Source organism: Chryseobacterium sp. NRRL B-14798 (assembly GCF_050470705.1).
GTDB classification, from domain to species: Bacteria; Bacteroidota; Bacteroidia; order Flavobacteriales; family Weeksellaceae; genus Chryseobacterium; species Chryseobacterium cupriresistens.
Genome location: NZ_JBFLUL010000005.1, coordinates 1,667,180 through 1,691,552, shown reverse-complemented (window position 1 = coordinate 1,691,552; position 24,373 = coordinate 1,667,180). Strand labels below are relative to the sequence as shown.

15 protein-coding genes are annotated in these 24,373 nt (G+C 35.8%); 9 read left to right on the top strand and 6 right to left on the bottom strand.

Translation table 11 applies throughout. The features are described from left to right. Positions 1–59: 59 nt before the first annotated feature. Both metQ and AB1278_RS07955 read left to right on the top strand, forming a co-directional pair. Entirely contained in the window at positions 60–869 is an 810-nt protein-coding gene (gene metQ, locus AB1278_RS07960; protein ID WP_429813555.1) for a methionine ABC transporter substrate-binding lipoprotein MetQ, read from the top strand. Between the two features lie 438 nt (positions 870–1,307). Next, a complete protein-coding gene (locus tag AB1278_RS07955; protein ID WP_429817348.1) occupies positions 1,308–3,518 on the top strand; it encodes a glycoside hydrolase family 3 C-terminal domain-containing protein in 2,211 nt (736 codons plus the stop codon). 227 nt (positions 3,519–3,745) lie between these two features. On the opposite strand, the gene AB1278_RS07950 is transcribed toward AB1278_RS07955, so the two are convergent. The 4 genes from AB1278_RS07950 to AB1278_RS07935 form a co-directional block, all read right to left on the bottom strand. Beyond that, positions 3,746–5,932 (bottom strand): TonB-dependent receptor domain-containing protein, encoded by a 2,187-nt coding sequence (locus tag AB1278_RS07950; protein WP_202839185.1) that lies wholly within the window; start codon positions 5,930–5,932, stop codon positions 3,746–3,748. Positions 5,933–6,248: 316 nt separating this feature from the next. Then, the gene (locus AB1278_RS07945; RefSeq protein WP_429813552.1) at positions 6,249–6,800 is read right to left on the bottom strand and encodes a DUF2652 domain-containing protein; all 552 of its coding nucleotides are present in this window, start codon (positions 6,798–6,800) and stop codon (positions 6,249–6,251) included. Between the two features lie 108 nt (positions 6,801–6,908). Further along, positions 6,909–7,655, bottom strand: a complete 747-nt coding sequence (locus AB1278_RS07940) for a metallophosphoesterase (protein WP_429813549.1) — start codon at positions 7,653–7,655, stop codon at positions 6,909–6,911. A gap of 129 nt (positions 7,656–7,784) precedes the next feature. Next, positions 7,785–9,173 (bottom strand): MFS transporter, encoded by a 1,389-nt coding sequence (locus AB1278_RS07935; RefSeq protein WP_429813546.1) that lies wholly within the window; start codon positions 9,171–9,173, stop codon positions 7,785–7,787. A gap of 142 nt (positions 9,174–9,315) precedes the next feature. Here AB1278_RS07935 and AB1278_RS07930 point away from each other — a divergent pair, with 142 nt between their 5' ends. After that, entirely contained in the window at positions 9,316–9,786 is a 471-nt protein-coding gene (locus AB1278_RS07930) for an Lrp/AsnC family transcriptional regulator (RefSeq protein WP_131435042.1), read from the top strand. A 78-nt stretch (positions 9,787–9,864) separates the two neighbouring features. On the opposite strand, the gene AB1278_RS07925 is transcribed toward AB1278_RS07930, so the two are convergent. Both AB1278_RS07925 and AB1278_RS07920 read right to left on the bottom strand, forming a co-directional pair. Next, positions 9,865–10,380 (bottom strand): hypothetical protein, encoded by a 516-nt coding sequence (locus AB1278_RS07925; RefSeq protein WP_429813543.1) that lies wholly within the window; start codon positions 10,378–10,380, stop codon positions 9,865–9,867. A gap of 13 nt (positions 10,381–10,393) precedes the next feature. After that, positions 10,394–11,395 (bottom strand): hypothetical protein, encoded by a 1,002-nt coding sequence (locus AB1278_RS07920; protein ID WP_429813541.1) that lies wholly within the window; start codon positions 11,393–11,395, stop codon positions 10,394–10,396. A 500-nt stretch (positions 11,396–11,895) separates the two neighbouring features. Between AB1278_RS07920 and mnmE the strand changes: the two genes are divergently transcribed. The 6 genes from mnmE (at position 11,896) to AB1278_RS07890 (ending at position 24,373) form a co-directional block, all read left to right on the top strand. Beyond that, on the top strand, positions 11,896–13,281 hold the full coding sequence (mnmE, locus tag AB1278_RS07915; RefSeq protein WP_429813538.1) for a tRNA uridine-5-carboxymethylaminomethyl(34) synthesis GTPase MnmE: 1,386 nt from the start codon (positions 11,896–11,898) through the stop codon (positions 13,279–13,281). Positions 13,282–13,848: 567 nt separating this feature from the next. Next, on the top strand, positions 13,849–16,695 hold the full coding sequence (locus tag AB1278_RS07910; protein WP_429813535.1) for a hypothetical protein: 2,847 nt from the start codon (positions 13,849–13,851) through the stop codon (positions 16,693–16,695). Then, entirely contained in the window at positions 16,692–22,757 is a 6,066-nt protein-coding gene (locus AB1278_RS07905) for a DEAD/DEAH box helicase (RefSeq protein WP_429813532.1), read from the top strand. Before AB1278_RS07910 ends, AB1278_RS07905 begins: the two co-directional genes overlap by 4 nt. Further along, the gene (locus AB1278_RS07900) at positions 22,754–23,185 is read left to right on the top strand and encodes a hypothetical protein (protein ID WP_429811593.1); all 432 of its coding nucleotides are present in this window, start codon (positions 22,754–22,756) and stop codon (positions 23,183–23,185) included. The genes AB1278_RS07905 and AB1278_RS07900 overlap by 4 nt, the downstream gene beginning before the upstream one ends. Then, on the top strand, positions 23,182–23,826 hold the full coding sequence (locus AB1278_RS07895) for a PD-(D/E)XK nuclease family protein (protein ID WP_429813529.1): 645 nt from the start codon (positions 23,182–23,184) through the stop codon (positions 23,824–23,826). The genes AB1278_RS07900 and AB1278_RS07895 overlap by 4 nt, the downstream gene beginning before the upstream one ends. Next, on the top strand, positions 23,819–24,373 hold the full coding sequence (locus AB1278_RS07890) for a hypothetical protein (RefSeq protein ID WP_429813526.1): 555 nt from the start codon (positions 23,819–23,821) through the stop codon (positions 24,371–24,373). Before AB1278_RS07895 ends, AB1278_RS07890 begins: the two co-directional genes overlap by 8 nt.

The window sequence follows — 24,373 nt, the reverse complement described above, 5'->3', positions numbered from 1 at the left end:
GGATGAATGAGATCATTTTTTACTCTTTTGCTTCAATAGTATTTAAATAAAAAAATAGAATGAAAAAAATAAAGATTTTTGGTTTAGTGGCCGCCGGAATATTGCTGTTCAGTGCCTGTTCGGGAAGAAAGGATGATCCGAACTTTATCCGTGTAGGGATCACGTATGGCCCAGAGCAGGAAATTGCTGAAGTAGCTAAAAAAGTAGCTAAAGATAAGTACAATCTTGAAGTGGAACTGATCCCTTTCAACGATTATGTAGTTCCCAATGAAGCCCTGACTAACGGGGATATTGATGCCAATGCCTTTCAGCATATTCCTTATTTAACAGAACAGTCAAAGCAGAGAGGGTATAACCTTGTACCTGTAGGAAATACATTTGTGTATCCTATTGTTGCCTACTCCAAAAAAATTAAGAATATCAGTCAGTTACAGGCAGGCAATACGATTGTTATTCCCAATGATCCTACCAATGGAGGACGTTCTTTACTTCTTTTACAGAAAAATGGTCTGCTGAAATTGAAAGACGGAGTTGGACTTCTACCCAAAGTAACCGATATTACAGAGAATCCGAAACAGCTTAAAATTATGGAGATTGAAGGAGCGCAGATTCCAAGGGTTCTGGATGACAGAGATGTTGTTGTGGGGGTAATTAATAATAATTTTGCAGCACAGGCAGGTCTGGATCAGGAAAAGCAAGGTATTCTTGTGGAAGATAAAGATTCTCCTTATGTGAATGTAGTAGTCGCCAGACAGGATAATAAAAACAGCCAGAAAGTAAAAAACTTTGTAAAAGCCTACCAGTCTGCGGAAGTGGAAAAGAAAGCTAAGGAAATCTTCAAAGGAGGTGCTGTGAAAGGATGGGATTGATGAGTTGGAGGGTTGGAGAGTAAGAGGGTTTGAGTGTAGATTCCTTCGGAATGAACAAACTGCACGCTATACTTATACGTCCGCCTTGTCTTCCGTAGGAATCTAAACACTGTGTTAGGAGCGTAAGATTCGAGGTGTTGAATGAAAGTATACGAGAGTAGCTTCATTCGTCTTTTACCGTTTTGCAATTTTGCTTTTAGCCTTTTCACTTTGATGTCTCAACATCAACTTCTCTTCAGTTTTCCGCATTTACAAATACAATATTTAATAATAAGCTGTCTGCAAATAATCAGGCAGTTTTTTTATTTGTCAATTTTTTATTTTCTCAATTTGAGATAATAAAAATTTTCTCTATTTTTGTTTTTAATCAAATAGAAAGGCATTATGTTAAAGAAAACCGTCATTATAAGTTTATTCACCTTTATTTCTGCTTCTTATATGGCTCAGACTAATACTACCATTCCTGTTTATCTGGATGAATCCAAACCTGTTGAACAGCGTATTCAGGATGCACTATCAAGAATGACACTGGAAGAAAAAGTGGCTATGCTTCACGCACAGTCGAAATTCAGTTCACCGGGTGTTCCGAGATTGGGAATTCCTGAATTCTGGACTACAGATGGCCCGCACGGGGTTCGTCCTGAAGTAATGTGGGACGAATGGGATCAGGCTGGATGGACCAACGATTCTATTATCGCCTACCCTGCCCTGACTGCTTTATCCGCAACATGGAACAAAAAAATGTCATGGAACTATGGGAAAGCGTTGGGTGAAGAAGCCCGCTACAGAAAAAAAGATATTCTTCTGGGACCAGGAGTTAATATTTACAGAACTCCACTGAACGGAAGAAATTTTGAATACATGGGTGAAGATCCTTATCTGACGTCCAAAATGGTAGTTCCTTATATTAAAGGTGTGCAGTCTAATGGCGTAGCAACTTCTGTAAAACATTTTGCCCTAAACAATCAGGAAATGTTCCGTCATACAAGCAATGTGAATGTGGATGACAGAGCATTGTATGAAATTTACCTTCCTGCCTTTAAAGCAGCGGTAACAGAAGGTGATTCGTGGACGATCATGGGAGCTTACGACATGTATAAAGGCCAGTATGCCAGCCAGAATCAATATCTTTTAAACGATATTTTAAAGAAAGAATGGAATTATAAAGGCGTAGTGGTATCCGACTGGGGTGCTGTAAACAATACAGAACAAGCTATCCACAATGGTCTTGATCTTGAATTCGGTTCATGGACCAACGGACTTTCTGCAGGAACTAAAAATGCCTATGACAATTATTATCTGGCAAAGCCTTATCTTGATTTGATTAAAGCAGGAAAAGTAGGAACTAAAGAATTGGATGACAAAGTAACCAGATTACTTCGTCTTGCCTATAAAACAACAATGAACCGTAACAAGCCTTTCGGAAATATTGCTTCCGAAGAGCATAAAGCGGTTGCCAAAGAAATCGGAGAAGAAGGTATTGTTCTATTAAAAAATCAGGGAAATGTTCTTCCGATTGATGTTAATAAGGCTAAAAAAATAGCGGTTATCGGAGAGAATGCCATCAAAATAATGACTGTTGGCGGTGGTTCTTCATCTTTAAAAGTGAAATATGAAACACTTCCTTTAGACGGAATCAAATCCAGATTCGGAAAACAGGTAGATGTACAGTATGCAAGAGGGTATGTGGGCGATATCGGAGGAGAATATAACGGAGTAAAATCCGGACAGGACTTAAAAGACACCCGTTCTGAAGCTGAATTACTGAATGAAGCAGTAGAACTAGCTAAAAAATCAGATTATGTCATTTTTGTAGGGGGGCTGAACAAAGCAGATTTCCAGGACAGTGAAGGAAACGACAGAAAAAGCTATGGACTGCCTTACAATCAGGATCAAATCATCTCTGCTCTTGCCAAAGCGAACAAAAACCTTGCTGTGGTTTTAGTTTCCGGAAATGCAGTGGCCATGCCGTGGATCAAAGAAGTTCCAACGGTTGTACAAGCCTGGTATCTTGGATCCGAGGCCGGAAATTCTATTGCTGCCATTTTAGCAGGAGATGCCAACCCATCAGGAAAACTTCCGTTTACATTTCCGGTAAAACTTGAAGACAATGCAGCACACCAGCTTGGAGAATATCCGGGGCAGAAAGATGAGTTAGCTGCAGGAAAAGGAAAAGACCAGAAAAATCCTATCAATATTACGTACAACGAAAGCATTTTTGTAGGGTATCGCTGGCATGATACCAAAAATATAAAACCACTGTTCAGCTTCGGGCATGGTTTGAGCTACACTACTTTTGAATTCGGAAAAGCAAAAGCAGACCAGACTACTATTTCACAGGATGGTAAAATCACATTTACAGTAACCGTTAAAAATACAGGTAAAAAGGCAGGTGCTGAAGTGGCGCAGCTTTATATCAGTGATTTAAAATCTTCTGTTCCACGCCCTGCAAAAGAATTGAAAGGTTTTGAAAAAATATACCTGAATCCGGGAGAACAGAAAGAAGTGACTTTCACCATTGATAAAACGGCTTTAAGTTATTTTGATGCTCAAAAACACGATTGGGTAGCTGAGCCCGGAGACTTTGAAGCTCTTATTGGAAATTCTTCAGATGCCATTAAAACCAAAGTGAAATTTACTCTTAAATAGAAAAACTGAGTATAAACTCTATTTATAATTATTTGATAGAATGCAAACAGATTCCGGATTGGGATCTGTTTTTTTTAATTTTTCTCCCAAAGATTACAGAGATTTCACAGATTTTTATAGACAATCAAGGACGTACCTCAGTGCTTCTAGCTTCCAGCTTCCAGCCAGAAATAAAAAGCAGATTCCCAATTGGAAACCTGCTTTCATTATATCTAACAAATCCTGAATTATTTTCCGCCGCCGCCGTTTTTCTCTACGTCGGTTTTTGTATTCTCCTTTACCTTCTGGTTTCCAAAACGCTTTACAAAAGTAAGAGAAACTCCATACCAGTCCCATTTTGAGTACTCTCTGAAAGTTCCGTCCGCGCTGTATGTTGTGTTATCGCCATAAGGCCTTTTAAAGATGTTCATCAGCTGCATGCTCAGCTCCATCTGGGTTTTCGGGAATATTTTAGTCACTGAAATATTATGGAAAACATTGGTATTGTTGGCATATGAGTTACCGTTATTCTGATTGGCAAGTTCCATCCATGCACTTACATTAATGTTTTTATTAAACAGATTAGTATAAGATATATTCGCTGAGGCTCCCCAATAGCTGATATAATCCTTAGCTCCCAATTTATTCTTCTCGTTAAAATCCTTATTATTAATGTAGTACCATCCAAATCCGGCATTCACATTCAGTTTATTTTTCAGGAAATTCTGATTGGTATTGGCAAATAGGTAGTATTTTTCAACCTTTCCATCAAAGTTCCCCGGCAATGAAACTGTTCTGCCATTTTCCGTTACGTAAGTCGTCCAGTAATCCTGATTCGTGTGCATATATCTTGCAGAGATAAAGTACTTTTTCAGAATTCCGAACTTCAGATAAAGCCTGTCATTCGGGTTAGGATTCAGATAAAGGTTTCCTCTGGAATACGTTCCGTTAATTTCAGGCATAAGGAAGGGATTAAATTCAGAATACCAGGGTCTCCAAATGCTTCGGTTGTAGGTAAGACTCAGGTCAAATTTCTCTGAAAAACTATATTTCAGCAATAAGTTGGGAAGAAAAGAGCCGTAAGAATCCCTTCTTTCCGTACCTGCTACATCCTGTCTTACTTTATAATCAATATATTCGTAACGGATTCCGACTCTGGTTTCCAGTTTTTCAAAAAATGTCTTGCTGTAATTGGCATATAAGGAGCTCAGATGATCTTCATAATGGAATCTGTCATTGCGGGAAAGATTAGCGAATTCCGGGATGGCATTATCAATGCTGAATCCATACAGGCTGTTAGGAATAACATGGTTGTTTATTTCGGTCTTCCCTCCTACTTCCATGGTGCCACCCGATTTACCAAAAGGTTGTGTATAATCAACTTTCAGATAATAATTACGCATCTGATTGCTACTGATAACGCCCAGCTGCTGATGGGTTATCACCCCTTGCTTAGTAATTTGCTTGTCGATCAGATTATCATTATTATCACTGGAATAATTGGTTCCTAAATTAATATCTAAGATTCTGTTCTTTTCTTTATCATAATATTTGTAGAAAGCATTAGTCCCCAGATTACGGCTGAATCCCCAGTTGTTTTGGTTCTGAAGGAAAGATTCTCCCGGATCTCCGTCTTTTGTAGTGGCCCCATCAGATTCTGCAGTATGAAAATTCCTGTTTTGTGAATATTCCAGTACAAGCCCGAAGTTATTTTTATCATTAATTTCAAACTCCGAAGTGGAAGAAACAGAAGGGCTTTCATTTCTCATTACATTTTTCAGATTAAACTGTGTCAGTTTATTTTCCGCATAGCGGTTATCCCATGTCTGATTCGTCTGTACATAAGTTCCGTTATTATAACCTCCTATAAGGGTTTGGGTAAACTTTTTCTTATGGTAGTTCAGGTTGAAATTCGTGTATTGCGAGTTTTTGGTACTTTGTCTGTTGTTGAGAGATATGCTTCCTTTTAATCCTTCATCATCCCTTTTTTTAAGGACAATATTGATTACGGAACCGGAAGTTTCATAACGGGAAGACGGGCTGGTGATCACTTCAATTTTCATCAGGTTATCGGCAGGAATTGTTTTAAGATATTCCTTGAGCTCCTTACCTGTAAAAACAGATTTCCTATCATTGATATATACGGTAACCAATTGTCCCTCAGCTTTTACCTCATCATTGTTATCAATACTTACCAGAGGAGTCATTCTCAGCACATCCCATGTTGTATTTCCCGCCAGAATTGCACTATTCGCTACATTAAATACAGTTCTGTCTACTTTAGATTCTACGGTTGGCTTTCTGGCAACCAGAGTAACCGCTTCTATTTCTTTTGCATTTCCTTTTACAGTATCGTTGGCAGCCGGAGCTGGAGCTTGTTGGGCCATTGCTGATACGCCTGCTAATATTGCTATGGGAAATAATAGTATTTTCATGTGAAATTATAGTTTTTTCTATAAGACCACTATCTTCATTAATATGTTACATTAAAAAGTAAAAAAAAGCAAAATAATTATTTAATTTTCAAGCATATAACAATTAAAACATAAACATAAATTTAAAAACGATGTAAATTTTTCAATAAATCAAACCAATAAAACTCACTTCCATTATAAATATTCTTAAAAAACAGTATTTATACGAAATTGAAAATTTATTTTAATTCCAACAATTTGACAAGCAAAAAGCCCGGATCTCACCCGGGCCGTTAGCAATAGCAAATTGACAAGGATTACTATTAAAAAATATATGCTAGTTTACACTTTCAAAGTAATGAATAACACCAACTTCAGGCAGACGAAGCGGATCTTTATTAAAACCGGATTCTTTATTCCTGCTGCTTTCCAGAAAAGAATTACTGAAAAGTGCATAAGAAGGCTGTTCAGCGACTCCGTTTTTCAGAAGCTGATGAGCCTCCACGATTGTTTTTCCATATAATTTTCTGAAGTTTCCGATATTGTACTGTGAAAAAGATCCGTAATGAACAATAAACTTGAGAGCCAGATCAATTTTGGTACTTAAACTTTTACTTAACTCTTCTATTTTCCTGTTGAAAGCAGTCCGCATCTTCCACAGCATTGTTGAAATACTCTGGTAAGACGGATTTTCATCATAACGGTAAAATAAAATGGCATCTCCCTCAATCTCGGAAATTTCAAAATACCGATCGTTCACATCAATAAGTGTCGACAGTAATTGCCGTACAATATACTCGCCTGTATACAATTTTGTATTGAACACAAATTCAGTAAATCCGCTGAAATCCGGAATGAGAATAATCCCCTCCTGTATAGTTGTCTTCATAATGATAATGGATTAAAACCTGCTTCATCCTTACAGACGAAGCAGATTCAATTTTACTTTATCATTGTAAGACATTAAAAAAATCCTGTGGAAATTTCACTTCTATTTTTAAACAACAATCATCAGCTCCTTATCATATCCATTATACTTTTCGTCAATATAACCATGAGGATTACAGATAATTTCCGTTTCTCCGATCTTATATCTTGCGGGAGTATGAATATGCCCGTGAATCCAGTACAGAGGCTGATATTCTTTGATGAAATCTTCCAGATCAGAAGCATAAGCCGCTGTTAAAGGATCATTTTTGTAATGTTCTGGCACTGACTGTATGCTGGGTGCATGATGGGTAACGACAATATTTTTAAGTCCATTTGAGCCTTCAAGACTTTCTTTTAGCCATTGTTTTGAAAGCTGATGAATTTTAAAGGTATCCAAAGTTCTCATTTTCGAATAAGAAGGATCTCTTTTGATCATCTTATAATCATTCATTTTGGGCTGACAAAGCATTCCGTATTGAACAGGATTTCCAAAGATGGAAAAATCAGTCCACAGCGTTGCCCCGTGAAAACGAATTCCCTCAATATCAACATGTGAATTTTCAAGCACATGAACATTGGAGTTCGACGCCGCCTCTTTGATCTTATGAAGTGTTTTAGGGTAAGAACCTTTATAGTATTCATGATTGCCCAAAACATAGATCACAGGTTTATTGGATATTGCTTCTTTCATCCATTCTATCCCTTTGGTTCCCAGATTGACATCTCCTGCCAGCACAATTATATCGGCATGATCAAAACATAATTCCGTACTTCCAAATTCCCGGTGAAGATCGCTGATAACCTGTATTTTCATGATATATAGTAAGCAGCAAAGGTAATAAAGGGAATAAAGGGAAGCAGAATAACAAAAATCAAAAAAAAGAACCGGCACCTAAGCACCGATTCCTTCGTCATATAGTTTGTGTATTTTTAAGGCTGCTCGTTATGAAACGGCTACTTCTGCCTGCTTCACTTTTATGCTTTTCAATATAAAATAAAATAACATTCCGAGAGCCAGTAAAGCGTAACTGATCAAAATAATAAGATTCAGGCTTCCCACAGAAAGTTCTGACGGAAAGATCTGGCTCATTAAGGTCATAAACGACAACCCGATTCCTGCTCCCAAAAAGTAACTTGTAGAGCTCAAACTTGATGCCAATCCGTAATCTGAAGGTTCAACATCCTGAATACCCATTACTGAAAGTGCGGTAAAGCAGAATGTCATTCCTATTCCTGAAATACATGCCGCTCCAAGCAAAACCATAGTCAGCGGATGTCCTGCATAAACAGAAATTAAGAGCAGCAGCCCTCCGGCCAGCATGAACAACCATCCTAAAACACCCATTTGAGAAGAACTCAGACGTTTGGATACGTGCGGCAGAATGAATTTAGCGGTTAGCGCAGACAGAATACTGAACGGAACAAGCATTAATCCTGCAGAAGCAGCGCTGTAGCCCATATCTTTCTGAAGCATCAGTGAAATCAGGAATAAAAATCCGATAAAAAATGCTCCCAGGGTAAAAAATACCGCATTGGAAACTACTAAAGATCTGTGTTTAAACAGTTTTAAATCTACCAAAGGCTCTGCAACGGATTTTAAACGGTAGTACACCATAACAAGAAGTACTAAAGCGAGTATTAAAGAACCTGTTACCAGGAAAGGCTGTTCTTTGATGTGAACCAATTCGTGCGTTCCGTAAGTCAGGCTTAGCAATCCAAACACCATCAATATTCCTGAAACCATATCGGTTTTCTGAGCGGTTTCGCTTTTTTCATCGGTTGGCAGATAATAGTACGACAGCAACAATGTGATTAAAAGAATAGGAACATTGATCAGGAAAACCCAATGCCAGCTCAGGTAAGTACTGATGATTCCTCCTACTGAAAGTCCGCTCCCTGAACCAATGGCAGCAAATGAACTGAAAATTCCGATGGCGCGGTTTCTCTCCTGTTCTCCTCTGAAGGTATTGGTCACTATAGACAATGCAGAAGGCATTACCAATGCTGCTCCCAGTCCCTGCAAAGCACGGAATACGGCCAGCACTTCAAAGTTTTGAGATAATCCTGCTCCTAATGAAGTCAGCATAAAAATCAGTGCTCCAATCAGAAACATTTTCTTTCTTCCGATCTGATCTGAAAGTTTCCCTCCAATGATCAGAAATCCTCCAAAGAATAACACATAGAGCGTCTGCAACCACTGAACCGTCTCTGCTCCAATCTGAAACTGCTGCTGAATAGAAGGAATGGTTAAATTAATAATGGCAATATCCAACGCCTCTACAAATGTTCCTACCGATGCTAAAATTAATATTAAATTTTTCCTTGTATCCATGTTTCAAATTTCCTGCAAAATTAAAATTAACAGAACGTATTTAAAAATTTAACCTTAAATTTGGAACAATATTAAATATTTAAAATATTTAAAAGAACAAAACACCTGATACACCATAAAAAACCTATAAAAACAGAACAAAATGGCAACTGAAAATTATATTCCTGATGAAAAAGACTTATCCATCCTCCGTCTGCTTCAGAAAGACGCGAAGATGAGTGTCCGTGATATTTCGGCAAGAATCAACTTAAGTCCTACACCTACGCATGAGCGTATCAAACGTATGGAAAAACAGGGAATCATTAAAGAGTATACTGCTGTGGTTGACCGTAAAAAGGTTAATAAAGGAATGATGGTGATTTGTATGATCGCTTTAAATGTTCACAACAAGAAAACTGCGGGAAAATTCATTGAGGAAGTGGGCAGATTGAAGGAGGTGGTAGAATTTTACAATATCAGCGGGGATTTTGATTTTATGCTGAAGATCCTTGCTCCCAATATGGATGAATTTCATGAGTTTTTCGTGAACAAATTATCAGAAATTGAAGGAATCGGCCAGACGAAGAGCATTTTTGTTATGAACAGCATTAAGGAAAGTGCGCAGATTGTTTAAGACAAAATAAAAAGCAGCTGCGTGAAAACATGCAGCTGCTTTTTATAGTCAATCAATATTAGATTAATTTTTCATCATCTATTTCCAGTAATTCCAGACTGATCCGTCAAATACCGCCAGTGTTTTACTGACCGTATCATAGCACATCATACCCGGATAAGGATTTTTAACATTAAGATGCGGTGCTGCTATCTGAGGAAGAATCATCGCTTTATTCTGAGATTCCAGAACCAATACGCCATCAGCAGAACTTGCAGCCTCCCCCATAATGACTCCTTTTCCCGTTTCTGCAGAATTATTAGCGATAACCACACTTGAATTACCGGCATCTGACAGGGATTTCCACACATCATTTTCGTACATTTTTACTTTGTTATCCGTGACATCAAAGATGAATGTTCCATTCTCTAAAGATCCTGCAGGAAAACCCGATGTTGCGGGAAGAATTATACCCTTTGTATTTCCTGCTATGTTATCAAAATCTAAGACCGTACTGTTTCCATCCACGGACTGTTTACCAATCGCAACCTGAGCAAAAAATGTATTGGAAATAACCAAAGCAGCTGCTATACTTATATTTTTTATATTGTTCATATTCTTTATCAGTTTAATCATTACAGCTTCTTTCTACACATTTCCATTCCGTACCGTTGTAAAGCTTCACACATTTATCCTGAATATCATACAGAAGCATTCCTTCTTTCGGTTCTGCGATGGCATCTCCGGGCTGTGGCGTCTGGCTTACATGCTGAACCCTGGTAATCACAAAACCTTTATTTTTTGATTCCATAGCCAGAAATCCGTTAGGTATATTTTCAGGCCACGAATCGCTTTTCTGCTGTACGGTAATTCCAAATTTTGTATATCCGTCAGGTGTCCCTGAAATTCCGGGCTTTGTACAAAATCCATCGATCTCATCAATAATCACGGGAGCATTTCCACAGCTTGTTTTGTCTTCTGATAATCCTTCGGGCCAGAGAGCAGGACACATGGCTTTGGTTGCATTGGGTCCGCAGAAGCTTGAATTCCCCATTCCCAATCCTATAACAGATCCCATGGCAATGGTTACGATCTGGCTGTCATCACTGATAATGGAAGCTCCTCCACCACCACTTACGTCTGCTTTTGCAATACAGTACGCTCTTCCGGTAGGAACACCTACATATTCAACAGAAGGGTATGTCGTAGACTGCTGGGTAAATGTTCCGCAAATTTCTACCACGCTGCTTGTTCCCATTTCAATAACAGAAGTTGTTCCGGGATAGAAACCGCCAAATGTCGGGTCTTCCTGAATCACTGATCCTACAAGAGATAAGAAAGATTTGGTTCCCAGTTTAATTTTTGAATTTTTCTGAGACCCGAAAGTTCCTACTTTCACAGTTCCTGTACATTTAACACTTGTTCCGTCAGTAATTTCCAGAATCCCATCAACCTGAATACTATTGGATTGCAGCTGTCCGGATTGTATAATAAGGGCAGCCCCGTTCGGAATGCTGATATTGGCACTTACACTTAGGTTTCCATTGAGGCAATACGTGTTTCCGCTTGTCATGGCCTGCCCTGTATAAGGAATACACTGAGCATAGGCTACAGCACTGAAAATGAGCATTAATAAAAAAATCAATTTTTTATTAAAATTTAAAAAAAATAGTTTATTCATATACATTTATAATACTTTAACAAATTATTACTGCTTTAATAATAAATTTTTAAACTTTCAACATCATCGACCCCACTAACAACAATTAATATACCAAACAATTGTTTAATTTTTTAATACTTACATGATATTTTACCACCCCACATTATTACCGGCGTTGTTAAAAAACTCTTATAAATGTTACACCACAACCAACTACACCTTCCAAATTGTGTTTATATTCAGCAGAATTATTTTTTAAATTTTTACATTTCAAATCGTATTTTCACCCTGTGTTTAATAGAAATAATTCTGCACTTGTTGATATAACAGGTACTTCTTTATACAGCAAGCCTCTCAAAACATAGCTTGTTTTTAAAACCTACGCAGTTTTTAACTGAATACAGCAATAGATAATCTGAATAGCAGATCTGAATGAAAATTCACATTAAAAACCGTAAATTTGCAGCATGAATAACGATACGATATGCGCGCTGGCTACGGCCAATGGAATAGGTGCTTTAGGCATCATCCGTGTTTCAGGAAATGAAGCTTTATCTGTAGTTCAGAAAAGTTTTCCGGCCAAAAATCTGGAAAAACAGAAATCCCACACCATCCATTACGGTTATTTTATGGATGAAGAGGAAGCGATTGATGAAGTGATGCTTTCTATTTTCCTGGCTCCGAAAAGTTTCACCACTGAGAATTCTGTGGAGATTGCTTTTCACGGCTCTCCGCATATCGGAAAACGTATTCTGGAAACCCTGATCAAAAACGGAGCGAGAATGGCCAAAGCAGGAGAATTTACTCTTCGCGCTTTTATCAATGGTAGAATTGACCTTTCCCAGGCGGAAGCGATTGCTGATGTGATTGCTTCTGAAAATGAAGCTTCGAGAAAAGTTGCGATCAATCAATTGAAAGGAGGAATCACCAATGAAATCTCTATATTAAGGACTGATCTGCTAAATTTCGTTTCCTTAGTTGAACTGGAGCTTGATTTTGCGGAAGAAGATGTGGAATTTGCTGACAGAAGTGCTTTAAGTGGATTATTGGATAAAATTGAAGTCAAACTAAATTCTTTGATTGAAAGTTTCCAATACGGAAATGCCATTAAAAACGGAACTGCTGTTGCCATCATCGGAAAACCGAATGCAGGAAAATCTACGCTGCTGAACTCCCTTTTAAAGGAAGAAAGGGCAATTGTGAGTAATATTGCCGGAACAACGAGAGATACCATTGAGGAAGTTCTTCATATCAAAGGTCATGCTTTCAGATTAATTGATACTGCAGGACTTCGTGAAACGGTGGATGAAATTGAAGCGATCGGGGTGAAAAAAGCTAAAGAAAAAGTAGAAAACGCCAATATTCTGGTGTATCTGGCAGATGCTGCTACCGAGGATTTTTCTGAAGATATTGAAATGATCCAATCTTTGTTAAGAGAAGATCTGAAGCTGATTATCTGCGCGACAAAAATTGACGAAGTAATTCCTACCAAATATGAAACAGTAGAAGATATTTTCAGAAGTGCTATTTCTCACGAATTTGATTTCATCAAAATCTCTGCAGTTGAAAATCAGAACATCCAGGATCTGAAAAATGAACTTTCCTCGTATGTGGAACATTTGAAAACTGAAGAAAATAACGTTATCATCACCAATCAACGACACTTTGAAGCCTTAAGAAAATCCATGGATGCCGTTCATAAAGTAAAAGAAGCGATCTCTTTCCAGATCTCTACAGAATTACTGGCGTACGAGCTTAGAAATGCCCTGGAACATCTTGGTGAAATCTCCGGAGAGGTGACCAATGATGAAGTGCTGGGGAATATTTTTTCTAAGTTTTGTATTGGGAAATAGATCCAACCTTCTTTATCATATTTTAAGAATTTTGAATTCAAAATATAAAACAGCCTTTTTGAGGCTGTTTTTTTTTGTTTATGGACGTCTATACCTATGTCTCATACCCTCCGAAGCCTGCAGCCTTAGAGCTTTTTGCTAAAAGCAAACACAGTTAATATTTTACCTCAAAATGCAGTTTCTACCATAATATGGTTTCCCGTAAAGGAAATTAAAAAAATATTATTTAATTCGCATCTGATGTCGTTCAAGAAAATTTTACACATAGTTTTGTCAGCCTCAATTTCGAAGTTTTGATTTTATGTCCGTTTCCAGGCTTTAAGCCTGAATATTTTTAAAGATGCTTTTTTATAAAAATAAAAAGATTAAGATAGATTAGTATAAGAGTAAGCTTGTTGTACTATGGAGAATAAGAATAATTTTTTGTAAACTTACAATATTAAAAAGTAAACCATTTTCAATAAAAATATTTGTATTTTTTTTGAATGAATTATATAGTAAAATGCTTTAAATTAAGTTTAAACTTTCTATTTGAGGAGTAAAAAAATCTTGTCAATATAAAATCAAATGATGAAATATTTACAATGGAATAATGCTATATCAGAATATTTATTTAATGCGGCTAATAGTGGTAGGGATGTTTATTTATATTTGACTAAGGCCGATATTATTTTGATTGGAAGTATATATTTCGATATTGAAACAGAAGAAGAAATTTGGAAAGATTTTATCAATTCTATTAAACGTGGTTTTCCAGGTTCAAATGGAAATGTTATTGCAAAAGCAAAATTTGCTCATTCTAAAAATAATCTTGTAGGTAAAAATAGATTAGATGGAACGCCGGCTACAATAGAAGATATTCCTGTCTTGTATCCACCATTTATTTCCTATTTAATTTTTTTGGTACTACCATTAGTAGAAGATATAGATGACACTAATCTAAGAGCAGATGCTTATTACGGCAGACTTAACGCTTTTCTGCAAAGTCATCTAATAAATGGAAATATTGGCACAGCTGATTTTCGCAATAATCAAATTAATTGTTTATGGGAAGATTTGGCGAATTGGGCTAATATCAAAAACAATGGTGATTTAGGTTTGTTTAATGTAGTTCCCTTTTCAAATGCAAATTGGGTTTATGTTGGAAAAGTTTTTTCGCAATGTGTCCTGCCACCAAAGTTTTTAAACCGTTTGCCGGAATTATTTGAATCTATTGGTTTAGTGCCGAACACGTTTTACGATGATAATTTTTTACAAGAAAAAATTAAAAACAGCCGAACTGATTTAATTCCTAAAAGCACGTTAGATTTTTTGAAAAAAGACGATGAGTTATCCAACTCAATCATTCAAACAATTCAACGTCAATACAAAAAATGGTCAGGCGAAACACACGAAGAAATTGAAGAAGGAACAACAACAAGAAAGAAAAGAAATTACACCGTTGCACCTTTGTTTCTTCAATTTAGAGTAAACACAAACGATGAACTCATTTCGTTTTCTTACAGAATGTACTCGTCAAATGATTATCCAGAAGATTTGAAATTTGGCGAACACGAAAACTTGTATGAAATAAATGGTTGGTCTAAAACAGTACTGCTTGAATTTAACGAAGGACTTGAACTGAAAGATAGTTTCAATAAATGGATTGCGAAATTCCCAAACCGTGATGTAAGATTATTTGTAAGTGCAGGAACATTTCAGTTGAGTAACGATTTTTGGATTGAAACGGACTTTCTTTCAAAAACAGACAGAATGTATTTGTTATGCAAAAACGAGAAGCAAGAACTTATTAAAGATTGGGGCAAAACATTTGGCAACGGAAATTTTAAACAAGAAGATTTTGAAGGTTTGCCTGAAAATTATTCTTTGTTTTGGTTTCGCAATCCAAAACAAAGTCTTGCTGGCATTTCAATTCTTACACTTTACACCGAAAAACGTATTGAATTAGTTGGTGGGTTAAAAATAAATTTCAGAACCTATTCAAATGAATTTTTACCGGAAGTCGAAATTGTAAATTCAGACGGAAACGAAAATGTGTATTTGCAATACAAAAATACAGACGAAAAAATATTTCTTTCTAAAAAAACATCGCTCGACAACCGTTGGTTGTTACCCGAAAAAACAGCAACAAATACCGATTTTTACATTAAAGTTGAAGATGAAACATTTTCAGGGAATGCACTTGCATACAATCTTGTTTCGTCAGATAATACAGCAATAAAAGTTGGCGGCTCCAACTTACCGAAACGAGATGCATTTGGACGAAATGTTACAACAGATGCGGAACAATTTTGTTTGGGAAGTAACATTGTTAATCCAAATAAATCAAGCCAAAGATATTTTTCTACTTATGGCTCATTATTTACTTCTAGAATTCAAGATACTCTAACAAATATTACGACTGCAATTTTTAATAATCACAATGGAAATAATCTTTGCAATTTTCTATCATTGAAAAGCGAGCTTACAACGGAGGATTTTTTCAAAGCGTTTGAATTTTTCTATTCAAAAGAATTTCCTGAATATCAAGCAAGCACAAACTACAATCTTACAAAACTCAAAAAAGTGTCATTGAATTTTTACGATTTCACAGGAATACTTGACTACGATTATGAAACGAAAAAGATTGTTTTAAATCCACTGCAATTTATTTTCATACCGGCAGAAAAAGGGAGAAAGGTTTTACTGATTGGAGCAAGAGATACTGCGTTAATTGAAAAAATAATAACCACAGCACCAAAGTACAATTTGCAAGTAGAAATTACAAAGCAATTTTCTTCAAACGAAAGATTGCTTTTGCCTGATGTAATTACCATAAGGGCTTTCCAACAAGTAAATGATTCCTATGGTGAAAACAGTATTAAAGCATTTGCAAACGAATTGAATATAAAATTTACAACAGATTATTATCCGCAAGTTGCATTGCAAGATTTTTCTGCAACCATTACGGACTACGAAGAAACATTACAAGAAACTAATGAAAATGATTACGATTGGGCGAGATACATTTTCAATCCTGAAACGTTAGATTTTGACAAAAATGAAACGCCCACTTTTGACAAATCATTCTCATTGGTTAGATACAAACTGAATGAATATACTTATGAGTTCAAACTTTGGAAAAACAACAAATGTTATAAAGTTGATATGAATTGGGGAAGATTTATTGCGTTGAAACACTTCCAAAAAGAAGTTATTTTGTTTGACAACTCAAGCAATAAAGTTGCAATTCCTATTGCAACACCTTTGCCAAGATTATTGTCGGAAGCAATTATGTTGTTAAGCGGGAAAGCCCCCGATTTCAGAGAAATTGACGGTAAAAAATATAGAGTTTATGAAAATGTAGTTGGCATTTTCACTCAAAACTTATTCAGATTAAAATTAGGTCAAACAGCAATAAATACAACATTATGAAAGACCCAATAGGTTCGTTTGAAACCATAAAAGAAAATTTTATCCGCTATGTAAAAACAGCGTTCGGAACAAAGTTTGAAGGCGTTGAAAAAGAGCGTTATGATTTATTGAATTATGATAAAGTTCTTTATCGTAAACCTTGGATTGAACCATTGCCCGATTATGTTTCAAGTGGTAAGAAAATAAACAATTTAACCGCAGAAGATTTAGGAAATGCGTTGAGTGAATCAGAAACTAAAACTTTCAAAGGACTTGTAAATACAGGACTTGTTGGAGATTTCCCTTTGCATTCGCACCAAGCAGAAATGTTGAAACAAGCATTGCTTGGAAATAATTGCATTATCACTTCCGGTACAGGTTCAGGAAAAACAGAATCTTTTTTGCTTCCGTTGTTTGCTCAACTTTCAAAAGAACTTGCAAATTGGACAGCACCCAATCAACAATCTACAAGCATAAATACTTGGTGGCGTGAAAATGGTGGACTTTCTGCAAGACAAATTGTCAATACTTCAAATTTCACGTTAAGCAATGATGTAAGACAACGAAATCACGAAACACGAAAAGCCGGTGTAAGAGCATTGATTCTTTATCCGATGAACGCTTTGGTGGAAGACCAAATGAGCCGTTTGCGTAAAGCGTTAGATTCTGACGACACAAGAAATTGGTTGAGCAAAAACACAAACGGAAATAAAATTTATTTTGGACGATACAACGGAAGTTCGCCTGTTGCCGGTGAGTTGAAGAAAATAAAAGATGACGGAACTTTTGCAATCAACACCAACAAAGTAAATCAACTCAAAGAACAGTTACAACAAATTGAAACGGATTCAAACCGTGTTGCACAATACATTCAACAAACAGAAGAAACAAAAAGCGATGCAAAAGATTTAAAATCATTTTTCCAACGCTTAGACGGTGCAGAAATGAGAAGTCGTTTTGATATGCAAGTTGCCCCGCCCGACATTATGATTACAAACTATTCAATGTTGAGCATAATGTTAATGCGGGATATTGACAAAGGAATTTTTGATGAAACAAAACAATGGTTAGAAGAAAGCGAAAATAACATTTTTCACTTAATCATTGACGAGTTGCACTTATACAGAGGAACACAAGGAACGGAAGTTGCATATTTGCTTAAACTTGTCCTTAATCGATTGGGGTTAAATCCTAATCACCCACAATTACGCATTCTTGCTTCAAGTGCTTCATTAGAAGCCGGAGACGAAGAAAGTAAAAACTTTGTGTGTGATTTTTTTGGCGTGAACCACGAACATTTCAATCAAAATTTCAAAATCATTGAAGGGAAAAATAATCCAATTACTTCATTTCCTGAAAACGGAAGAAAACTTCCAATAAATCCTTTCAAAGAAATTGCGGAAAAATTTTCGGAAGTAAAAGGAAACATTGCTAATGAAAATTTCATTTCAACCTGTGAAGCAAGTGCAATACAACTTGCAACAACTTTCGGTTTATCACAAGACGGAAGCGGAATTTCAAAATTACTTTCAGTAATAATCAATCCAAGTTTTCAACTGAAGGAACGTTTGTTTTCGCCTTGCCAAGATTACAAAGCAGTTTGTTCAATCCAAGCAAACGGTGATGATAACGAAAAATATTTTGCTGAAACAATCTTTGAAAACACAACAAACAAAGAGGATTTAGAAAATGCTTTGCGTGGTTTGTTAATTGCAAGAGCAATGTTAGATGAAAAAGAGTTTGAAGATATTGCAAAAACAATTCCTGACGACAGAAAATTACCACGTTTTAGATTTCACTATTTCTTTAGAAACATTGAAGGAATTTGGACTTCTGTTAAACCCGATGAAATTGACGAAGCATATTCAGACAAGGAAAGAACCGTTGGGAAATTGTATTCAACTACACGCATAAATTCAGAAAAAGGAAACCGTGTTTTAGAATTGCTTTATTGTGATAATTGCGGAACTACATTATTTGGTGGAAGCCGCCTAGTTACAAGAAATAAATCAGGAAATAACTCCTTTGAAATGCTTCCAATTAGCCCTAATATTGAAGGTATTCCTGAAAAAACACCTGCAAAACTGGTTGAAAAAAGAAGTTATCAGGAGTATGCTGTCTTTTGGCCAAGTGGCAATCAACAATTCACACTACACGATGCAGCACAAGGTATTCCTCAAAATTATTGGCGACAACCAACTTTAAATGGTTTTAATCAAGTTGATTTTGAGGCGAATTGGATTCCGGCTTCATTGAATTGTATTTCAGGAGATATTGATTTTTCTCATACGAAAACAAATGAAATACCTGAACAATGGATAAAAGGGTATTATTTTACAATTACAAATTCTACAAACCGAGATATAGCTTTTAATATTTTCAATTCAGATATTACTGTAGAAACGCATAGAGCGTTACCAAGTGTTTGTCCGAGCTGTGGAATAAATCATCAAAAAAGGCAACAACGATTTGATAAAAGCAAAACTTCCTCCATTCGTGGTTTTAGAACAGGTTTTGCTAAAACAACACAAATGTTTGCAAAAGAGTTAATGTATCAATTACCCACTGGTGACAATGAAACGGAAGATCCTAAGCGAAAATTAATTGTGTTTTCTGATAGTCGTGAAGATGCTGCTCAAATTGCAAACGGAATTGAACGCAATCACTTTACAGATTTAATACGTGAAATTTTAGTCAAAGAGTTACATTCTAATTTGATGTTTCGCTATAAAATTGTGAATGCATTTGATAATGGATATATAACAACGCAACAAGAATTAAAAGAGCAGTCTCAAGCAGTTTTTGATGAAATTGAATATTTAGTTGAAAACGCAAATTACGCAGGAACAAACGCAAATCGTCTAAGAGAAAAAGAAATAGCCTTTTCAAAACTAAGTGAAATTCGTTCACTTACCTTAAATGTGAGAAGTTTAGTTCATATTACAAACACATTAGACCTTGCACCACTCATTAAACACTTTATAAGTCTAGGGATAAATCCCGGTGGTAACGATATTTCGCTTCAAACAAAATTATTTAATGGGAATTTTGTTCCTTGGTATGAACTTATTGATTTTAAAAATTTTCAATGGGCGAACGGGGCAAGTCAGGAATATATTGACAAATTAAAAGAAGGCTCATTTAACGGGCTAGCTTCGATATTTTTTGGATCTCTTTTTTATTCATTTGAATCTTCTGCATTGGGCTACGTATGTATAAATTCAGAATTGCAAATTATCTCAGACCAAGCAAGTCGAGTTGCTTTATCAAAAGGTGATTTTTTACAAATTTTAAATTCGACAATTAGGATTTTAGGTGACAAGTATAAACATAACAAAGTCGATGATGACAATATTCCCTTCAATCCACCGATAATAGCATATAGCAGTTTCCCTGAACAAGTTAAAAAATATATTCGTGCTATTGCAAACAGATTTTCTAAACAAGAAAATGAAATAGGAGAAGCCGTTTATAATACTCTTTCAACAAGTAATTTATTGAGAGGTGATTCGGGTATTCAAATTGAAAATCTATTCGTTAAAGTTGCTCGCCAAACAGACTCTATTTGGACAAGCCAAAGAGGGAGCCGACCACATTTGCATTTTAGCGGAGGAATTTGCACACATTCTTGTACTGAATTACAACAACAAGCAGATAAAATTTGTGATGATATTTGGAAAGAAAACTATCTTTCATTCAACGCTATTAAACAGCAACGTTCTCCAATCCGCTTGCATTGTGAAGAACTAACAGGACAAACAGACGACCAATTTGAAAGACAAAGACATTTCAGAAATATCATTTTACCAGATGAAGGCAATAGACAAGTCAAAACAATAGACTTATTGAGTGTAACAACAACTCTTGAAGTTGGTGTTGATATTGGTGCTTTGCAAGCTGTAATGTTAGGAAATATGCCACCGCAACGCTTCAACTATCAACAAAGAGTTGGTCGTGCAGGACGTAGAGGGCAAGCTTATTCGGTTATTTTGACGTTTTGTAGAGGTAGAAGTCACGATGAATTCTACTTCGCTAATCCGCAAAAAATTACAGGCGATGCACCACCAACACCTTTCTTGACAATGGGTCAAGAAAGAATTTTTAGACGTTTGCTTGCAAAAGAAATCTTACGCAAAGCATACGTTGAAAAAGAAATTGATATTACTTCTGACGACAAATCAAGTGTTCACGGTGAATTTGGGTCAGTTGATAGTTGGATTGTTTACAAACCTGAAATTTCCAATTGGATAAATGAAAACAGAACTAGCATTGAACAAACTGTTGATGCGTTACTACCGCCACAATTACAAGACAAAAAAAATGAATTTGTAAATTGGGTATCAGACACAACAACACCTAATGGTCTTATTGAAAAAGCTGAAAGTATAATCAACAATGAAGAAATTGCAAGCAATGATATTTCTGAAAAATTTGCCGAAGGCGGAATTTTGCCAATGTTTGGAATGCCAACCACAGTTAAAAATTTGTATCACGGTATAAACAGAAAACCTGAACCACTTTCTATTGACAGAGCTCAAGCAATGGCAATTTATGAATTTGCACCGGGTGCACAGAAAACAAAAGACAAAGCCATTCATCAAGTAATTGGTTTCACAAGCGATTTTATTAAAACACGCAGAAACGGTTTTGAAACTATAACAAATGTTGATACGGCAAATCTTCTTCCCTTTTCACTTAACCGCTGGTTTGTGCGTTGTAGAGCTTGTGGATTTTTTGAAACATATTCTGTAGAACGAAAAGCTGAATTGGAAAGCCAAAATCAATTTGATGCATGTCCAAATTGTGGTGAAGACAATCCGAACAAATATCAACCGCCATTTAAACTAAAATCACCAAGAGCATACAGAACAAATCTTTCAGCCGGAAGCGATACAAAAGATGATTCTGAATTTTTGCTTTCACGTCCGCCAATATTTGCTGAAAAAATAGGTTCGGCAAGCGAAAAAACAATGGGTAACGCTTCATTTTCTATTTCTGATAATGATGTTACTTGGCGTGTAAACACAAATTCTGATAAATTTTTCACAGGACGACTTTACAATACAAATAACAGTTTTCCTTCTAATTCTAACGGATATTGGTTCAATAACCAATGGTTGCTAAACGACTTCGCAACAAATGTTCCTGATGAAAGTGGTTATTCAATGACTATTCAACAAATTGCAACAAGTGCTGACGAGCAAATTGCGTTAGCGAGCCATAAAAATACAGAGATATTCAGAATTACACCAACAAATGTTCCGTATGAACTTGACTTGAATATGTTTTTTAGCGAAACAGATTTGCCACACGTCAAAGCACAAAGTAATGGAGTGCGTTCCGGTTATTATTCCGCAGCATTCTTACTTCAAAGAATTTTAGCAGACAAACTTGACGTTGACCCAACAGAAATTGAAATTGCTGATATTTCAATGAAAGAACTTGAAGATGGAAGAAGAATTGCCGAAATTATCTTGACTGATGAATTACCAAATGGTTCAGGTTTCGTAAGATATTTATACAACAATCTTGCAAACATCCTTTCAGAATCTATCAATCCAAGTAATCCGAACAGTTATTTAGGAAAAATTCATTCGCAAACCCATCAAGAAAAATGTGATGATGCGTGTTACGATTGTTTGAAAGTGTTCCGGAATATGAACTATCACAGTTTGCTTGATTGGCATTTAGGTTTATCAATGCTTCGTCTAATGAATGACTCAACTTTTGTTTGCGGAGCAGATGGAAATTTCAACTTTTTTGAATTACATAATTGGCTTGCATTTGCTAAAAAATTGCGAAATTCATTCTATGACTCTTTTTATTCAAAAGACGAATCAACTGAAATAATAGAAATTGAGGGTTTACCAATTATCAAGTGGGGAAGACGTCAGCGAAATGTGATAATGATTGTTCACCCATTCTGGAATATGAGAAATTTTTCGGAAGCAAATTGGTTGGCTGAAATATATAATGAAATCAAAGAACATACTGAAGGTAACGGAGGAAAAATTAGCATAATTGACACATTTAACTTGCATCGCAGACCGGGTTGGTGTTATGAAAAATTGATAGAGAGATGATGAATAAAGTTGGAGAAATAAATTTTAAGGAAATCAAACGCATTTCGCCAAGCCAATTTTACTCAATGAAAAACTGTGCTTACAAATCGTTATTGGCAGAAGCATTTGACAAGAAGCCGTTACTTCCGCTTTCGCCAAATGCGTATTTCGGAACGGTTTTGCACAAAATGCTTGAACTGATTGCTAAAGGAATTGTGAAAGATGAAGATGATTTTAATGCAGAATTTGACAAGCAAGTGAAAGCACTTGAAGAAGATTTGCGACAAAAAGGTTTTGGCTTTTTTGTCCCGTTAAAAATTAGTTTACGAAATTTTGGATTGAAGAAAATTCAACTAAAAAAGCATTTGCGAAGTAAATCCGAACAGTCGGCAAGTTTTAGTAATTCAAAATTTCATTCTGAAAAATGGTTTGAATCGCAAGATAATTGATTGGTGGAAAAGTTGATTTAGTGATTGAGAACGGAAATGAAATAGAAATTTTGGACTTCAAAACCGGTGCAATCACACAAGATTGCTTAGATGATGAGGGCGAAATTTATTCAGATGTAAAGAACGAATACAAAGAACAACTTAAACTTTACGCTTACTTGTATTTTGAAAACACAAACAAGTTTCCAACGGATTTGAGTTTGGTTGATTTAGCGAAACAGAAATTTCCGGTTGAGTTTTCAGAAGAAGAATGTAAAGCGCTTTTTGACGAGGCAAAAAACCTTCTAACATCGACTAATGATTGCATAAATACAAAGTCATTTTCGGCAAATCCCAAAGAGGAAAATTGCAAGTATTGTCTTTACAGACCAGCTTGTTCTTTCTTTCATAAGAAACTTGAAACAGATTATTCTTTCAACGATGTATTGGGTGAAATTAAAGATGTAAAGAAATTTCAGAATGGAAACGTAACCGTATTTTTGCAAAATGAAAATAAGAATCTAATTATTAAAAATTTTTCTTCGAAAATGTTTGACGAACTAAATAGTCATAAGGATAAGCAAATTCGAATTTATAATGTCAGAAAAGAATCGACAGAATTTGTTTATTCAATCACTGAAACAACTATGATATATGGATAAGGTAATACAATTTGAATCATTAAAAGATGCTGATTTAATAAAAGGTGCTACATATAAAGGTGGTAGAATTTCCAATCTATCAAGTGAACCAATCTCTAAGCTTCTCCCTGTAGGAAATCAATCAGGAATCCGTTTTTCTGGGAGCTCGTTATCTCCTAAATTAATAGTACTTTATACTACATTCAAAGATAATGATTGGCCGGATGAATTAATTTCTAACAAAGTTATTTATTATGGAGATAATAAATCGCCAGGAAAAGAAATACATGATTTGCCAGGTAATCAAGTATTACGCTCAATATTTAATAATTTCTACTTGAAAAAAGAATATCCGCTCATTTTATTATTTTCTAAAGGCCTTGAAGGTTTCGATCGGATATTCCATGGTGTTTTAAAGCCGGGTTATAATGGGTTGAATGAGATGGATGATTTAATTGCTGTATGGAAAACAAAAAAAGAAGAAAGATTTCAAAATTATAAAGCAGTTTTTACCATATTACCGACTGAAATAGTTAAAAGAAAAGATATTGAATCCTTGATAAAATAA

Coding starts and splice junctions, on each gene's coding strand:
- metQ (WP_429813555.1), top strand. CDS start 60: ATGAAAAAAATAAAGATTTTTGGTTTAGTGGCCGCCGGAATATTGCTG.
- AB1278_RS07955 (WP_429817348.1), top strand. CDS start 1,308: ATGGCTCAGACTAATACTACCATTCCTGTTTATCTGGATGAATCCAAA.
- AB1278_RS07950 (WP_202839185.1), bottom strand. CDS start 5,932: ATGAAAATACTATTATTTCCCATAGCAATATTAGCAGGCGTATCAGCA.
- AB1278_RS07945 (WP_429813552.1), bottom strand. CDS start 6,800: ATGAAGACAACTATACAGGAGGGGATTATTCTCATTCCGGATTTCAGC.
- AB1278_RS07940 (WP_429813549.1), bottom strand. CDS start 7,655: ATGAAAATACAGGTTATCAGCGATCTTCACCGGGAATTTGGAAGTACG.
- AB1278_RS07935 (WP_429813546.1), bottom strand. CDS start 9,173: ATGGATACAAGGAAAAATTTAATATTAATTTTAGCATCGGTAGGAACA.
- AB1278_RS07930 (WP_131435042.1), top strand. CDS start 9,316: ATGGCAACTGAAAATTATATTCCTGATGAAAAAGACTTATCCATCCTC.
- AB1278_RS07925 (WP_429813543.1), bottom strand. CDS start 10,380: ATGAACAATATAAAAAATATAAGTATAGCAGCTGCTTTGGTTATTTCC.
- AB1278_RS07920 (WP_429813541.1), bottom strand. CDS start 11,395: ATGCTCATTTTCAGTGCTGTAGCCTATGCTCAGTGTATTCCTTATACA.
- mnmE (WP_429813538.1), top strand. CDS start 11,896: ATGAATAACGATACGATATGCGCGCTGGCTACGGCCAATGGAATAGGT.
- AB1278_RS07910 (WP_429813535.1), top strand. CDS start 13,849: ATGATGAAATATTTACAATGGAATAATGCTATATCAGAATATTTATTT.
- AB1278_RS07905 (WP_429813532.1), top strand. CDS start 16,692: ATGAAAGACCCAATAGGTTCGTTTGAAACCATAAAAGAAAATTTTATC.
- AB1278_RS07900 (WP_429811593.1), top strand. CDS start 22,754: ATGATGAATAAAGTTGGAGAAATAAATTTTAAGGAAATCAAACGCATT.
- AB1278_RS07890 (WP_429813526.1), top strand. CDS start 23,819: ATGGATAAGGTAATACAATTTGAATCATTAAAAGATGCTGATTTAATA.